Origin of the sequence: Thermosinus carboxydivorans Nor1, from assembly GCF_000169155.1 — a bacterium.
Taxonomy (GTDB): domain Bacteria; phylum Bacillota; class Negativicutes; order Sporomusales; family Thermosinaceae; genus Thermosinus; species Thermosinus carboxydivorans.
This window is the reverse complement of sequence record NZ_AAWL01000002.1, coordinates 227501-242694: the sequence shown is the minus strand read 5'-3', so window position 1 is coordinate 242694 and position 15194 is coordinate 227501. Positions and strand designations below refer to the sequence as shown.

At 48.7% G+C, this 15194-nt stretch carries 17 protein-coding genes and 1 pseudogene (1 of these 18 cut by a window edge); all 18 read left to right on the top strand.

The genetic code is table 11. The features are described from left to right. The first annotated feature begins 34 nt into the window (after positions 1 to 34). Positions 35 to 3592: a chromosome segregation protein SMC gene (smc, locus tag TCARDRAFT_RS02780; protein WP_007288476.1), complete on the top strand. Its 3558-nt coding sequence runs from the start codon at positions 35 to 37 to the stop codon at positions 3590 to 3592. A 19-nt stretch (positions 3593 to 3611) separates the two neighbouring features. Next, complete coding sequence (gene ftsY, locus TCARDRAFT_RS02775) at positions 3612 to 4529, top strand: signal recognition particle-docking protein FtsY (protein WP_040682988.1); 918 nt, start codon at positions 3612 to 3614, stop codon at positions 4527 to 4529. A gap of 80 nt (positions 4530 to 4609) precedes the next feature. Then, complete coding sequence (gene ylxM / locus TCARDRAFT_RS02770) at positions 4610 to 4957, top strand: YlxM family DNA-binding protein (RefSeq protein ID WP_007288474.1); 348 nt, start codon at positions 4610 to 4612, stop codon at positions 4955 to 4957. 13 nt (positions 4958 to 4970) lie between these two features. Further along, a pseudogene (gene ffh, locus TCARDRAFT_RS02765) lies at positions 4971 to 6312 on the top strand (signal recognition particle protein). A 53-nt stretch (positions 6313 to 6365) separates the two neighbouring features. Further along, the gene (gene rpsP, locus TCARDRAFT_RS02760; RefSeq protein ID WP_007288472.1) at positions 6366 to 6653 is read left to right on the top strand and encodes a 30S ribosomal protein S16; all 288 of its coding nucleotides are present in this window, start codon (positions 6366 to 6368) and stop codon (positions 6651 to 6653) included. Then, positions 6653 to 6880, top strand: coding sequence for a KH domain-containing protein (locus tag TCARDRAFT_RS02755; RefSeq protein WP_007288471.1), 228 nt, complete (start codon positions 6653 to 6655; stop codon positions 6878 to 6880). Before rpsP ends, TCARDRAFT_RS02755 begins: the two co-directional genes overlap by 1 nt. Before the next feature lie 11 nt (positions 6881 to 6891). After that, positions 6892 to 7803, top strand: coding sequence for a ribosome maturation factor RimM (gene rimM, locus TCARDRAFT_RS16270; RefSeq protein ID WP_007288470.1), 912 nt, complete (start codon positions 6892 to 6894; stop codon positions 7801 to 7803). Positions 7804 to 7806: 3 nt separating this feature from the next. Next, a complete protein-coding gene (gene trmD / locus TCARDRAFT_RS02740; protein ID WP_007288469.1) occupies positions 7807 to 8553 on the top strand; it encodes a tRNA (guanosine(37)-N1)-methyltransferase TrmD in 747 nt (248 codons plus the stop codon). Positions 8554 to 8556: 3 nt separating this feature from the next. After that, positions 8557 to 9147 carry an RNA methyltransferase gene (locus TCARDRAFT_RS02735; protein ID WP_007288468.1) on the top strand — a complete coding sequence of 197 codons (591 nt, stop codon included), beginning with the start codon at positions 8557 to 8559 and terminating at the stop codon, positions 9145 to 9147. A 95-nt stretch (positions 9148 to 9242) separates the two neighbouring features. Next, positions 9243 to 9593: a 50S ribosomal protein L19 gene (rplS, locus tag TCARDRAFT_RS02730; protein WP_007288467.1), complete on the top strand. Its 351-nt coding sequence runs from the start codon at positions 9243 to 9245 to the stop codon at positions 9591 to 9593. A gap of 56 nt (positions 9594 to 9649) precedes the next feature. After that, positions 9650 to 10177, top strand: a complete 528-nt coding sequence (gene lepB, locus TCARDRAFT_RS02725) for a signal peptidase I (RefSeq protein ID WP_007288466.1) — start codon at positions 9650 to 9652, stop codon at positions 10175 to 10177. A 48-nt stretch (positions 10178 to 10225) separates the two neighbouring features. Further along, complete coding sequence (gene ylqF / locus TCARDRAFT_RS02720; RefSeq protein WP_007288465.1) at positions 10226 to 11089, top strand: ribosome biogenesis GTPase YlqF; 864 nt, start codon at positions 10226 to 10228, stop codon at positions 11087 to 11089. Between the two features lie 113 nt (positions 11090 to 11202). After that, positions 11203 to 12000, top strand: coding sequence for a ribonuclease HII (locus TCARDRAFT_RS02715; RefSeq protein ID WP_007288464.1), 798 nt, complete (start codon positions 11203 to 11205; stop codon positions 11998 to 12000). Then, complete coding sequence (locus TCARDRAFT_RS02710; protein ID WP_007288463.1) at positions 11997 to 12872, top strand: hypothetical protein; 876 nt, start codon at positions 11997 to 11999, stop codon at positions 12870 to 12872. The genes TCARDRAFT_RS02715 and TCARDRAFT_RS02710 overlap by 4 nt, the downstream gene beginning before the upstream one ends. Then, complete coding sequence (locus TCARDRAFT_RS02705; RefSeq protein ID WP_007288462.1) at positions 12865 to 13155, top strand: EscU/YscU/HrcU family type III secretion system export apparatus switch protein; 291 nt, start codon at positions 12865 to 12867, stop codon at positions 13153 to 13155. Before TCARDRAFT_RS02710 ends, TCARDRAFT_RS02705 begins: the two co-directional genes overlap by 8 nt. A 72-nt stretch (positions 13156 to 13227) precedes the next feature. Continuing rightward, positions 13228 to 13476 carry a YraN family protein gene (locus TCARDRAFT_RS02700; protein WP_408643039.1) on the top strand — a complete coding sequence of 83 codons (249 nt, stop codon included), beginning with the start codon at positions 13228 to 13230 and terminating at the stop codon, positions 13474 to 13476. Positions 13477 to 13600: 124 nt separating this feature from the next. Further along, positions 13601 to 14164, top strand: a complete 564-nt coding sequence (locus TCARDRAFT_RS02695; protein ID WP_007288460.1) for a UbiX family flavin prenyltransferase — start codon at positions 13601 to 13603, stop codon at positions 14162 to 14164. Between the two features lie 14 nt (positions 14165 to 14178). Next, on the top strand, positions 14179 to 15194 hold the 5' portion of the coding sequence (locus tag TCARDRAFT_RS02690) for a YifB family Mg chelatase-like AAA ATPase (RefSeq protein WP_007288459.1). 511 nt of this gene lie beyond the right edge of the window; 1016 of the gene's 1527 nt are visible here — the first part of the coding sequence; it begins with the start codon at positions 14179 to 14181; its stop codon lies off the right edge, out of view.

Below are 15194 nucleotides of genomic sequence, written 5' to 3'. Positions count from 1 at the left end.
TTTTGGTGTAATTTGCAAATGTAGGTGATTGGGTTTGCTTTTACGCAAACTGGAATTATACGGTTTTAAATCTTTTGCCGATAAAACAGAAGTTGAATTTGGACCCGGGATTACGGCAATCGTTGGCCCGAACGGCAGCGGGAAAAGCAATATTACTGATGCTATTCGCTGGGCGCTCGGTGAACAGAATATCCGTAACTTACGGGGCGCAAAGGTGGAAGATGTCATTTTTGCCGGAAGCGCTAAACGCCGGCCGCTTGGCGTTGCCGAGGTTTCACTCGTCTTTGATAATAGTTCTGGCACTTTGCCGCTTGATTTTAACGAAGTGACAATTACCCGCCGGGTTTATCGCTCCGGTGACAGTGAATATTATATTAATAAAGCGCCATGCCGCCTAAAGGACATCCATGAACTTCTTTTTGATGTTGGGATAGGTCGAGACTCTTTGACGGTGATCGGCCAAAACAAAATTGACGAGGTACTAAACGCTAAAGCAGAAGAACGGCGACTTTTTTTTGAAGAAGCAGCCGGGATTACCAAGTATAAACATCGTAAGCGAGAAGCTCTTCGTAAGCTGGAGGAGACAGAGCAAAATTTAGTGCGCGTTAACGATTTAATCGCTGAAATTCATAATCAGCTCGGTCCGCTAGCTGAGAGTGCGGAGCGGACAAAACGTTATAATGTTCTTCGCCAGGAATTAATTTCTTGTCAGGTAACTGTGCTGCTGGATCGTTTGGAACGGGCGACAAAAATGGCCGAGAGCGCCCGATTGGAGCAGGAGACCCTAACCGAGCAGGAAGTCGTTGCTGCTGCCCAATTATCAGTGCGTGAATCGGAAAAAGAGCGTTTAACCGATGAAATTAACCGGTACAGCGAGCAGCAAAGTATTCTTGATCAGCAAATTAGCCAGGCGGCAACTGAATTGGAACGGATTGACGGCAAGTTGGCCGTTCTCAGGGAACGTATTGAACAGGGACACCGGTCAGGTGAGCGGGTAGCACGAGAGATTACTCGTCTGGAGGATACGGCACAAGGTCTTGATGCCAAAATAACGTTTCTAAAGAGTACTTTGGCTGCAAAGGAAACCCAGTTAGCTGCCGCCAAGGAAACATTAGCCGCCAGCAACACGAATTACGAAAAGTTGGTCATGGACATTCACCAGGCCGAACAGGAATTAGAGCAAGGTAAAGCACAGACGTTCGTGCATATTCAGCAATTAGTGGATGAGCGGAATAAACTGCGTTTAATGGAACGTGACCTGGCAAAACTCGTTGCCCGCCGGGACAGCTTAGCTGCTGAACGGCAGAACTATTTAGCCCAATTAACAAAAGCCGAAGAGCAGCGGCAAAACTTGACTGCCGAGCGCGACTGGTTAATCCAACAAATCGGTAGTGCCAAAGACCGGATCAGCGTATTGACGAGCGAAAAAGAAAAATGGGAACAGCACCTTCAGGACTTTGTACGGATTCAGCATAACTTGCAGGCGGAAAGAGATGAATTAAGATCAAGGCTAAAAATACTAACCGGAATGCAGCAGGACTATGAAGGTTTCTCCCGTGGAATAAAAAGCCTGCTCAAGACCGACGCACCTTGGCGGCGTTACATTCACGGGGCAGTCGCAGAGGTAATAGGAGTAGCTCGACCATATCTTACGGCAATTGAAGTTGCTTTAGGCGGGGCCCTTCAATATATCATTACTGATAATGATGAGACGGCTAAGCAAGCCATTGCCTTTTTAAAAACGCATAACCTTGGCCGGGCTACTTTTCTGCCGTTAAACACCGTAAGACCTTCTTTGCCTCGACCAGCGGAAATTGCAGCGGCCAAGGCCAGAGGTGCCATCGGCTTGGCAGCCTCGCTGGTGGACTGTGCACCTATCTATCGTCCTGTCATCGACTTTTTGCTGGGGCATACAGTAGTTGTGGAAACCCTGGACGCGGCCGTTAAAATTGCGAAAGAGCAGTCCTTTACCGTTCGACTGGTAACACTTGACGGACAGCAAGTTAACCCCGGCGGTACTCTTACAGGTGGGAGTACGGCCAAAAAAGAAAATAGTTTTCTGGGGCGAAGCCACGAAATTGAGAAGCTTAAGGAGCGACTGGCCGAAATGGATCAGCGCCTAGCGGCGCAGCAAGCACAAGCCGTGGCGGCCCGCACTGAAGTGGAGCGTTTGGCCGCCGAAATCGCGGCTGTTCAGCGCGAAATGCAGGGAAAAGAGGTTCGACTGGCCGAAGTAGCTGTTCATTTTGACACAGTACGCGCCGATGCGGCGCGCCTACGTCTGGCCTTACAGACAATTGAGCAAGAAATGGAGACTAACGAGGCCGAGCAACAGGAGCTGGCCCAAAGCGTTAAGAATTTAGAGAACGGTATTGCGCTTATGGAAAGCCGCGACAGCCAGCAAAAAGAAACCATGGTACGCCTGCAACAGGAGCTAAAAAAACTACAGGAGCAAAAGGAAGAGCTGCTTGCTGAACTTGCGGAACGCAGAGTACAACTTGCCACTCTTGAACAGGATATTCATACCGGTCAGGCAAACTGCTTACAATATGAGCAGGACAAAGGGGCACTAGACAGACAGCTCCAAAATCTTCGGGATGAGCAAGTTCACATAGCCGACCAAATTGCCCGCGCCGGTGCAGAAATTGATGCACTAACCGTAGCTCGCCTAAAGCGGTCAACCGAAAAGTGCGAATGGGAGCGGCAGCGTCAGGAAACGGTCCAGACCAAAGTCAATCTGCTGGCGGAGCTCCAAAGAGTGGACAAGGACATCCGTGAGCTTCGGCGTAAACACCAGGAACTGCGAAACCGTCTGCATGATGTTTCGCTGATAGCTGCCAAATATAATTATGAAATTGCCCATTGTCAAGAGCAATTGCGGGACAGTTGTTCCTTATCGGTTGAGGAGGCCGCCATGCTGCGGCGGAACGATCCTCCTGAAGTGTTAGAAGGTCTCATTCGCCGCCTCGAAATGGAGATAGCGGCCATTGGCCCCGTAAACCCAGCGGCGGTTGAGGAATATAACCGGCTAAATCAGCGGTACAATTTTTATCAAAGCCAAAGCCAGGATTTAATTGCGGCCAAAGAGTATCTGACATCGGTTATTAATCAGATTGATGATACGATGGCCAAACAGTTTAAAACAGCTTTTTCGGCTATCAATCGTTACTTTGGCGAAATTTTTACCCGTTTGTTTGGCGGGGGCAAGGCTGAGTTGGTATTGCAACAGCCGGATGATATTCTGAATACCGGTATTGACGTTATTGCTCAGCCGCCGGGGAAAAAACTGCAAAATCTGGCTTTGCTTTCCGGCGGTGAACGAGCACTTACCGTTATTGCCTTATTGTTTGCCTTTTTAACATATCGACCTTCGCCTTTTTGTGTAGTAGACGAAATCGATGCCGCTCTTGACGAAGCAAATGTGCAGCGCTTTAGTGAATTCCTTCGTGATTATAAAGGCAAGACGCAGTTCATCGTAGTCACGCACCGCAAAGGAACTATGGAATTTGCTGATATCATGCAAGGAGTAACCATGGAGGAATCCGGTGTATCGCGGTTAGTATCAGTAAAATTCATGGACAAGGCGGGCTAGTGAAGGGGGAAATATGGTCATGGGTTTTTTTGACAAGTTAAAGGCGGGACTGGAGAAAACCCGTAAAAACTTTACAGAAAAAATTGAGCAATTAATCACCGGCTATACAAAAATTGACGACGAGTTTCTCGATGAATTAGAAGCGGTATTGTTGTCTGCCGATGTTGGAATTAAAACAACCGCAACGCTTATGAAAGACATCCGTCAAGCCATAAAAAACCGCGAAATTGAAACGCCGGAGCAGCTTAAACCCGTGCTGCAGGAACGGCTATGCGCTGTTTTGTCGGAAGGATGGACGGGCATGCGTCTGGCACCCGAGCCGCCAACAGTAATTTTAGTGGTGGGTGTGAATGGTGTAGGCAAGACAACGACTATTGGCAAACTTGGCAACTATTATCGGCAATTAGGTTTGAAAGTGCTTTTGGCGGCTGGTGATACTTTCCGCGCCGCGGCCATTGACCAGCTAGAAATATGGGGCCAGCGCATTGGCGCTGAAGTTATTAAACATAGTGAAGGATCTGACCCGGCAGCGGTTGCTTTCGACGCCGTACAAGCGGCTAAAGCCCGTAAGGCCGAAATTGTCATCATTGATACGGCTGGACGTTTGCATACCAAATCAAACCTTATGGAGGAGCTGAAAAAGATTCGCCGCGTTATCGCCCGCGAAATTCCCGACGCGCCCCATGAAACCCTGTTGGTTCTTGATGCGACTACTGGTCAAAACGCTATTAGCCAGGCAAAATTATTTAGCGAGGCGACAGGCGTTACCGGCGTAGTGTTGACTAAACTTGACGGCACGGCAAAGGGCGGAGTTGTGGTTGCAATAAAGACCGAACTTGGCCTTCCGGTTAAGTGGGTCGGTGTGGGCGAAGGTGTAAACGATTTGCGACCTTTCAATGCTCAGGATTTTGCCGCAGCTTTGTTTACTGACAAGTAGATGTGCTTGACATGTCTACTCTTTTTTTTTATAATTTGACTGTAAAGGTTTTTTCCTTGCCAGCAAGAAGGTGGCATGGTATGCTAGATAAGGTATTGCGGATCGGGGTACTATACGATTACTATGGTGCCCTGCTTACTAACCGGCAGAAAGAATGTCTGGAGATGCACTATTTTCAGGACTATTCGCTGTCGGAGATCGCCGAAGAATTTAACGTTTCCCGCCAAGCGGTTCATGACATATTGCGGCGGGCAGAGCTGATACTAGAAGAATTTGAAGCAAAGCTGCGATTGGTGGAGCGCCGTCAGTCTGAGCAGAAACGTATCCGCCAGGCATGCGAACTCTTAAGCGGCTTGCCCGCAGAGGTTCTTCAGCAGCCCCAAGTTAGTAAGGCGCTGGAAATTCTGGAACGCTTGCTGGAAACATGAAGGTGGTGGGAATATGGTATTTGAAGGATTGGCGGACAAGTTGCAGCAGACTTTCAAAAAGACTCCGCGGGCGGGGAAAACTGACTGAAAGTGATGTCAGCGATGCGCTGCGCGAAGTGCGAATGGCTCTGCTGGAAGCTGACGTCAACTTTAAGGTGGCCAAAGACTTCATTGCCAGGGTTAAAGAACGCGCGGTAGGACAGGAAGTGATGGCCAGTCTTACACCGGCCCAGCATGTAATCAAAATTGTCTATGAAGAACTCACCCAACTTATGGGGGGCACACAAAGCCGAATAACTATTTCTTCACGGCCCCCTACGGTCGTAATGCTGGTGGGTCTCCAAGGAGCCGGCAAGACGACGACAGCAGGCAAGCTTGCGCACCTGCTTAAAAAGCAAAATAAACGCCCGCTCCTGGTTGCAGCCGACGTTTACCGTCCAGCTGCTATCAAGCAGCTGCAGGTGTTAGGAGAAAAACTGGGACTTCCTGTTTTTACTCTTGGCGACAAGGAAAGCCCGGTTCGTATCGCCCAAAAGGCGATTGAACACGCCCTATCGCACGCACGGGATATTGTCATTATCGATACGGCCGGGCGTCTTCACATCAACGAACAGTTGATGGACGAACTCAAAGCAATTAAAAATACAGTAAAACCGCACGAAATTTTGTTGGTTGTTGACGCGATGACCGGTCAGGACGCCGTTACGGTAGCGGAAGCCTTTAATGAGCAACTCGGCATCGACGGCGTAATTCTGACTAAGCTGGACGGTGATGCCCGCGGCGGTGCGGCGCTGTCAGTAAGGGCAGTAACCGGGCGGCCGATTAAATATGTAGGGATGGGCGAAAAGCTTGATGCTCTTGAGCCTTTTTACCCAGACCGGATGGCTTCTCGCATCCTGGGTATGGGCGATGTTTTAAGTCTTATTGAAAAGGCGGAAGAAGCCATCAATCTGGAACAAGCCAGAGAGATGGAAAAGAAAATCCGCAAAGAGGAATTTACGCTTGATGACTTTTTAGATCAACTACAGCAACTGAAAAAACTGGGCCCGCTCGATCAGCTTCTTAGCATGCTTCCTGGCATGGGCAACCTAAAAAAACTGCAGGGTTTAAAATTCGATGAAAAGGAACTCAAGCATGTGGAGGCCATCATTCGCTCAATGACGAAAAAAGAGCGGCGTGATCCCTCGATTATTAATGGCAGCCGGCGTAAACGTATTGCTATGGGTAGCGGCACTAAGGTTCAGGACGTAAACCGTCTGCTGAAACAATTTGCCGAAGCGAAAAAGATGATGAAACGGCTGCAGGAGATGCAGAAGACGGGCAAAAAAGGCTTTAAATTGCCTTTCATGCATTAATTAAAGAGCGCTGTAGTTTTACTAGTGTAAACTTTTGTAAAGGAGGTGATTTCATGGCGGTAAAAATTCGTCTGAAACGTATGGGCGCTAAGAAAAGTCCTTTCTATCGCATTGTGGTTGCCGATGCCCGTTCGCCGCGCGATGGGCGTTTTATCGAAACTCTGGGTCATTATGACTCCACGACCGAACCTGCGACCATCAAAGTCGACGAAGAGAAAGCTATCGACTGGCTGCAAAAAGGCGCCCAGCCAACGGAAACGGTCAAGGCACTGTTCAGCAAAGCCGGTGTCCTGAAAAAGTGGGACGAAATTAAGCGTTCCAAGAAAGAGGCTCAGCAATAATGAAAGAGTTGGTAGAAGTTATCGCCAAAGCGCTAGTAAATAATCCGGACCAGGTCAGCGTTACAGCGGCCGAAGGCGCTAACTCCACCGTTTACGAGTTACGAGTAGCTTCCGAGGATATGGGGAAAATTATCGGCAAACAAGGCCGTATCGCCAAGGCTATTCGCACGGTGGTAAAGGCCGCCGCCACCCGGGAAAATAAAAAGGCAACCGTCGAAATCGTATAAGGGGTGGGTCCATGATGGACAGCATTACGCTCAAGTGTCCGATTACCATTAAGGCCAAAGTAACTGAAGAGTTAAAAAGTCGTTTGGCTGCAGAAATTCAGGATGCGATAAAGAAAGCCGATATGGAATTGCAACAAATAGAGTTCCATGCCAAACGTCTAATGGCCGAGCAAGCTAAACAGGATGCGCAAGGACTTGTGGCCTTAAGGCAGCAGATCGATGCCGAACGACAGAAACGCATCGAATTTAAGAACCATATGCTGGAAAGGCTAAAAGAAACAGCACAGCTAGAAATTGGTGCCGAAATCGTTCAGGGGAGCATGGAGCGAATCGTTACGGTAAGCGTTGGCGACGACCTGCATAAAATTATGGGAACGGGAAATTTTGCTCGGAAGATGGCAAAATTATCGCTTTCCGCAGTTAATATGCCTGAAGATCTTGTAGCTATTGGTAAGATCGTTGCCCCGCACGGTGTGCGGGGTGACGTTCGTATTATACCGCTTACCGATTTCCCTGAACGTTTTCAACAACTGAAAACGGCTTATTTCGATGACGGCACTCGTTTGAGCGTTGAAAGCGCTAGACAGCACAAACAGTTTATACTACTGAAGTTTAAAGGACTTCAGGACCGTAATGCTGTGGAGAATTTACGCGGTAAACTGGTAAAAGTTCCACGTAAAGACTTGGTGCCTTTGCCGGAAGGACATTATTATATTTTTGAAATTATCGGTCTTAAGGTTTACGACATTGATGGCGCATACCTCGGCAAAGTGACCGACGTAATGCAGACCGGTAGTAATGACGTCTATGTCGTTGAGGACTGCGACCGTCCTTTACTTATTCCTGCCATTAAAGAAGTAGTGAAAGAAATCGACCTCGCCCAAGGTCGGATGGTAATTAAACCGCAGGAAGAATGGGAATAACATATGCGTATTGACATCATCTCGCTGTTTCCCGAAATGTTTGACGGGCCTTTTGGACATAGCATTATCAAGCGTGCCCGTGAAGCAGGTCTCTTAATCGTTAATATCATCAACCCCCGCGACTTTGCCTATGATAAACACCGTATTGTGGACGACTATCCCTTTGGCGGCGGTTCGGGGATGGTGATGAAACCGGAACCACTATACCGGGCGGTGGAGAGCGCTAAAACAGCGGTGGAGTCGAACAAGCGGCGCATTATTCTTATGTGCCCCGGGGGAGAGGTCTTTACCCAACATAAGGCGCGGGAACTGGCGGCTTATGACCATTTGATTTTAGTCTGTGGCCATTATGAGGGCGTTGATGAACGTATTCGGCAATATGTTGTTGACGAAGCCGTATCTATTGGGGATTATGTGCTGACAGGCGGAGAACTGCCGGCGATGGTGGTTACCGACGCGGTAGCACGGATGATTCCCGGTGTTTTGGGGGCAAGCGACGCTGCTGTACATGACTCATTCTATAGTGGGCTGCTGGAATACCCGCAGTATACTCGTCCGCGTGAGTTTAACGGCTGGGAGGTTCCGGAAGTTTTGCTCTCTGGCGATCATGCCAAAATTGAACGATGGCGGCGTAAACAGTCCTTAAAAAGAACCTTGGAGCGGCGTCCGGATTTATTGGCATCCTGCGTCCTAAGCGAAGAGGATGCCAAGTTGTTAGCCGAGATAAAACGGGAACAAAGCGGGTGCTAATATATGAAAACCGCTGTTTATGTAGGATTAGTCCATTACCCTGTTTATAATAAGCGTAGCGAAGTAATCACTACGGCAATTACCAATTTTGACATTCATGATATAGCCCGTACTGCCCGTACTTATAGCATAAAACAGTATTTTATTATTCATCCTCTTGAGAACCAACTAGCGCTGGCTAAGGAAATTCTAAATTATTGGCAGGAAGGCTATGGCGGGGAGTATAATCCTGACCGGCGCGAGGCTTTTCGTGTTGTCGAAACAATAACTTCTATTGAGGAAGCCGCTCGCCTGATTGCCGAGCGGGAAGGGAAACCGCCTTTTATTGTCACCACCGATGCGCGCAAGTACCCGAATACTATTTCCTATTGGGAATTACGCCGCCGTATTCACGAAGGCGGCCGCCCGTGCCTGCTCTTATTTGGCACGGGATGGGGAATACAAAAAGAAGTGATGGAACAGTTTGATTATTATATCTTGGAGCCGATTTATGGCTCATGCGACTACAATCACTTATCCGTCCGCGCGGCAGCGGCGATTATTCTTGATCGTTTGCTAGGGGAGACATGGTGGTCAGGCGAAAGTCTTTCTTGAGTTTCCCATAAGCTTATGATATAATTTTTGGCGTGTAAACAGACGGTCCTCTGCCCAACCAGCATGAACGTCTAGTATAAGGAGGAACACAAATAATGGACATTATTAAGATTTTGGAACAAGAGCAACTGCGGCAAGATATTCCTGATTTCCGCCCTGGGGATACCGTTCGCGTCCATGTAAAGGTTGTGGAAGGCAACCGTGAACGTATCCAAGTCTTTGAAGGCATTGTTATTAACCGCAAAAGCGGCGGGGTGAGGGAAACTTTTACGGTAAGGCGGGTTACTTACGGAGTTGGTGTAGAACGCACTTTCCCCGTTCATTCCCCGCGCATCGAGAAAATCGAAGTGGTTCGCAGAGGTGTGGTACGGCGGGCTAAACTCTACTATTTGCGCAACCTTACCGGTAAAGCGGCTCGGATTAAAGAAAAGCGTACAGGTAAATAAAGTAATAGGGACTGATTTTCAGTCCCTTTTCTTCATGCGGTAAGGGGGGGCTCACTTTGAGCAGCACGAGTCTTGGCGAAGAAATTAAGGATTGGGTTATATCAATCGTTGTAGCTGTGGCACTGGCCTTTTTTATTCGCACCTTTATTGTCGAACTATATATGGTAGAAGGGCCTTCTATGCGGCCCACATTGGTGAACAGCGAACGGCTAGTAGTCAATAAATTTATTTATCGTTTTAAGGAACCGGAAAAAGGGGAAATTATTGTTTTTCGCTACCCTCGTGATCCCAGCCGGGACTTTATCAAGCGGGTTATTGCCGTGGGGGGGGACACGATTGAAATTCAGGACGGACGTGTCTTCGTGAACGGTCAATTGATGCAAGAGCCATATATACTGGAAAAAACCCGGGGTTCCTATCCGCTTTCCACTGTACCGGCGGGACATGTGTTTGTTATGGGTGATAATCGCAACAATTCCGAGGATAGCCGGTTTCGCGACGTAGGTTTTGTACCTTTACATTTGATAAAAGGTAAGGCAGTCATGGTTTTTTGGCCCCTTGACCACATAAAAACCTTGCCGTAAACATAAAATAAACTTAAAGTGTCGAGTGAAGATAAGGACGGGTGTTTGATGCATATCCATTGGTTCCCTGGCCATATGGCAAAAGCCTATAAGATGATTCGAGAGCATTTAAAACTTGTTGACGTTGTCATTGAACTGCTTGATGCCAGGATACCACTTAGCAGTGCCAATCCGGTCATTCATGAATTAGTGGGAAACAAGCCACGGGTGATTGCTCTCAATAAGGCTGACCTTGCCGAACCCCAGTGGACGGAGCGATGGATAGCTGAATACCGGCGGCAAGGGCTTGCCGCCGTACCGCTGGAAGCGGTCAGCGGTAAAGGGGTAAAAACACTTATAGTCCAGGTGGAGACGGCGGTTCGACCCAAATTGAAAGCGCTGGAAGCCAAGGGGATCCAAGGCAGGACGGTTCGGGCCATAATCTTAGGCATTCCCAATGTAGGAAAGTCGTCGTTAATTAATCGATTGTTGGGTGCAGCTGTTGTGCGCACAGGCGATAGACCGGGCGTCACACGGGGGCAACAATGGATTAAAATCGGAAAGAATCTCGAACTTCTAGATACTCCGGGTGTCTTATGGCCGAAGTTTGATGATCAAGAAGTAGCATTCAAACTGGCTATAACCGGCGCGATCCATGAAGACGTATACGACGTGGAAGCGGTTGCGACCAAGCTGCTACATATGCTGCGATCTTGTTATACCGAGCGGCTGGTGGAGCGCTTTAAACTTTCGCCGCCACTGCCGGAAGATGCAGCCGCTCTGCTTGACTTAATCGGCAGTAAGCGAGGGTGTCTGCGGGCGGGTGGTATCGTAGATCATGAAAAAGTGCGCCGTATTATTTTGACAGAGTTTCGTACTGGTAAGTTGGGGCCTTTTACGTTGGATTATCCACCAGCGGCTAAGAATATGTAACAAAATAAAATCAACTTTAAGCATGAAACCGGTATGCAATTCAGCGTACCGGTTTTCGACTGTCTGGAAGGGTTTTTCCTGTAAAGCAAGAATAAAAAAAAGGACTATGACAAATGGAGGAGAATGTTTTGGCGAGTAGCCACATGACCATACCACAGATTGCGAGGATGTTGGAAAAGGATAATGTATCGCCTGAATTGCTGGCAGCGCTGCAGTCTGACGATCGCATTGCGGTGGCCCGGTTACTTGCTAAATGGCGCAAACGTCAGGAAGAACGGGCGCGAGAATATGAACGGGTGCAAAGTCTTTATTTATATGAGAGCGTTTTTTACGAACAAGGGTTGGATTTAATTGCCGGGGTCGACGAAGCCGGCAGGGGGCCTTTGGCTGGGCCGGTCGTCGTCGCCGCGGTAATTTTGCCAAAGCGGCAGCATTTACCGATGCTCAATGATTCAAAAAAGCTATCGCCGCACCAGCGGAGTCTGCTATACGAGAAAATTATTGGCACCGCCGTGGCGGTAAACCATGTTGTAATTCCTGTATGCCAAATAGATAGCATGAATATTTACCAGGCAACTTTACAAGGGATGTATCGTGTGCTGGAGAACTTAAGTCCAAAGCCCCAAGTGGCACTAATTGATGCTATGCCGCTTCGTAAGATCGTGCTGCCTCATATGTCAATTATTAACGGCGATGCTTTAAGCGCTTCTATAGCCGCTGCTTCGATTGTAGCAAAAGTAGTGCGGGACCGGTACATGGACGAGATGGATGTTTTATATCCGGGGTATGGTTTTGCCAAACACAAAGGATATGCCACGCCAGAGCATTTGGCGGCATTGCGGCGGCTCGGGCCTTGCCCCATTCACCGCCGCAGCTTCGAGCCAATCAAATCATGGGGAGGCTTAGGGTGAAGATTGATAATTCAATCGCGAAAGGCACTACTCTCCCAATATTTTCCAACGGCGTCTGTCTTCGCCAGAATACTGCTCAGGGAGCAAGTCAACCGGGAAACCTGGAGGATGAACTAGTCATTGGTCAGACGCTAAAGCTGCTGCTAGATGAGCTTGGCCATGCTGTCATGAAACAACAGGAGCTACTGCTGTGTTTACCGCCCGAAATTCGTGAGCAGGCGGCAATACTTCTGCGGGAACACCGCCAGAGTACTGGTACGCTTCAGCAAGGGCTGGCAAAAGTCATACAAGGTCAGCGCGAAATGGCCAATAAGATGTTGGCATTGGCTGCGGCCGTGGAACAAAAATGGAAAGCTATTTCCGGCGAAGAACAAGCGATGCCCGCGGTAGGGGCGAAGACCTTGGTGCGGACGGAAGTAGAACAAGAAGCTGCGCGCACGCTACGACGACTAGCCACATCCCTTCAGCCGCGGTTTATTGCCGGTCGGGCAAGCGACCCGGACCGGCTGGTACTAGAATTTACTTTGCCACTTTTCTTCAATGGAGCAACAAAAGCTTATCCTGTACATATCCACATTTACCACGAGCAGCAGAAACAACGCACGGATTCATTATCTCACTATGAAACCTGGTTACGGGTTAGTATGGCCACTGAACATTTGGGGATAGTGACCGTTCTCTTCAGGTTGTATGACAAGGGACTAATAGAGCTCAAGGTGGAATTTCCTACTCTAGAAGCCGCGGAAACGTTTAAGGAATTTGTGCCGGAAATTCGCGCGGGTGTAGCACAAAAGCATATTGTTTTATCAAATATTGTGGTGATTGCCAAAAAGACACGGATTGGCGGGCGGGAGGAAAGCGGGAATGAATAATTCTGAACAAGCGAGGCAAAAACAAGCCATAGCGCTCCGTTATGACCAACAAACTCAGCAGGCGCCTAAAGTGGTGGCAAAAGGCTCAGGTTATGTAGCAGAGCAAATTTTGGCTACTGCCGCCCAGCATGCTGTTCCCGTTTATAAGGATACTGCCCTTGCTTCCCTGCTGATGGCTGTGGAACTTGACAAGGAGATACCCCCGGAATTGTATCAAGTAGTTGCCGAGGTCTTAGCGTATATTTACCGGGTAGATCGGCGCTTTGTTGGAAGCAAAGGATAAAGACACATGGCAGTTGTAATCCGAAGTATTTAGGATAAAGGTCTGATGTAAAACCGCGAGGAGAGAACGCTGGTGAACAATATTATGATGGGGAAGATGGGAGAAAATGCGGCGGCTGACTATCTAGCCAGAAACGGATATAAAATACTGATGCGAAATTATCGCTGCAGGATAGGAGAAATTGATATTGTCGCTGAAAGGCAGGGGACGATCGTTTTTGTCGAAGTTAAAACAAGGAGTTCGGAGAAGTTCGGCTTTCCTGCTGAAGCAGTCAATTATCGCAAACAGCAAAAATTATCAGCACAGCTCTCTGGTATTTAAGGTCGACAGGCAGAGACAACATGTCATTTCGGTTTGATATTCTGGAAGTATTTGTGAGAAAAGACAACAAATTGCGGTATCATCATATTGTTAATGCCTTTTTTGGTAGATAGGTGGGACTGAGGTGCGCATTGTAGTAGGGATAACCGGGGCAAGTGGTGCCGTTTACGGCTACCGTTTACTGGAGGTACTGCAGGTAACAGGTTGTGAAGTACATGCCGTGGTCAGTAAACACGGCTGGGAAGTTTTAGAATATGAATGCGGCGTCGGGGCTCAGATGGTTTCGTCCCTAGTCCACCAGTTGTATCATGTGGACGATATTACTGCGCCTATCGCTAGTGGTTCATTTAGAACAGATGCTATGATTATTGCGCCTTGTTCGATGCATACACTTGGACTTATTGCTGGCGGGATTGCCGGTAACCTCCTGACACGTGCGGCAGACGTTACAATTAAGGAAAACCGGCCGTTAATACTCGTTCCTCGGGAAACGCCCGTCCACGCCATTCATCTTGAAAATATGTTAAGGCTTGCTAGAATCGGGGTACGCATTCTTCCTGCATGTCCAGGCTTCTATCATCGTCCTCGGAATTTGCAGGCACTTATTGATATGATGGTAGGAAAAATCTGCGATCAGCTTAATATTCAGCATCAGCTGTATGAACGCTGGCAGGGACAGCAGCGATAGTGGGGGCGCCCAAAATGTATGCACAAACTTTTGGTTCGACAACATTAGGAATAAATGGAGTAGTAATTACCGTCGAAGTTGATATTGCCAATGGCATTCCCGGCCTCGATATTGTCGGGTTGCCGGACGCGGCTGTACGCGAATCGCGAGAACGGGTTCGCGCAGCGATAAAAAATGCCGGTTTTGAATTTCCAGCCCGGCGTATCACGGTCAATCTTGCTCCTGCTGATCTTAAGAAGGACGGATCCGGGCTCGATTTGCCGATCGCCGTGGGTATTCTGGCCGCAAGCGGCCAACTGGATATCGAGGCTTGCAAGCAATATGCCTTTATCGGCGAACTTTCACTTGAAGGCAGGCTGAGGGGGATTGCCGGCCTACTGGCTATGGCCATACAATGTCGCGAAGAAGGATTATGCAACCTTTTTGTAGCTCCGGAAAACGCGGCCGAAGCGCTGCTGGCGGGCGGTATGACGGTATATGCTGCCGAAACATTGGGACAAGTTGTAGCTCATATTAGAGGTGAGCAACGGCTTTCACCGGCGGCAAAAGGGCCTGCGACGGAGCCAGCGCCTATAGCCGGCGAGGATTTTGCCGATGTACAGGGACAGGCAGCGGCAAAACGGGCTTTGGAAATCGCTGCTGCAGGTGGGCATAATATTCTCATGGTAGGCCCGCCTGGTTCTGGTAAAACCATGCTGGCTCGCCGCATCCCATCAATATTGCCGACTATGTCCGACCAGGAAGCGCTAGAGGTTACAAAAATCTATAGCGTTGCCGGTCTGATGAATGGCAATGGAGGGCTGATCAAGGTCAGACCTTTTCGTAACCCCCATCATACCGTATCTCCCGCCGGGATGATTGGCGGGGGGACCATTCCACGGCCCGGAGAGGTTACACTCAGTCATCATGGCGTACTGTTTTTAGATGAATTGCCCGAATTTCCGCGTCAGGTTTTAGAAGTGCTTCGGCAGCCACTCGAGGATGGGCAAGTCACCATATCACGGGTGAACGCATCGTTAGCATATCCGGC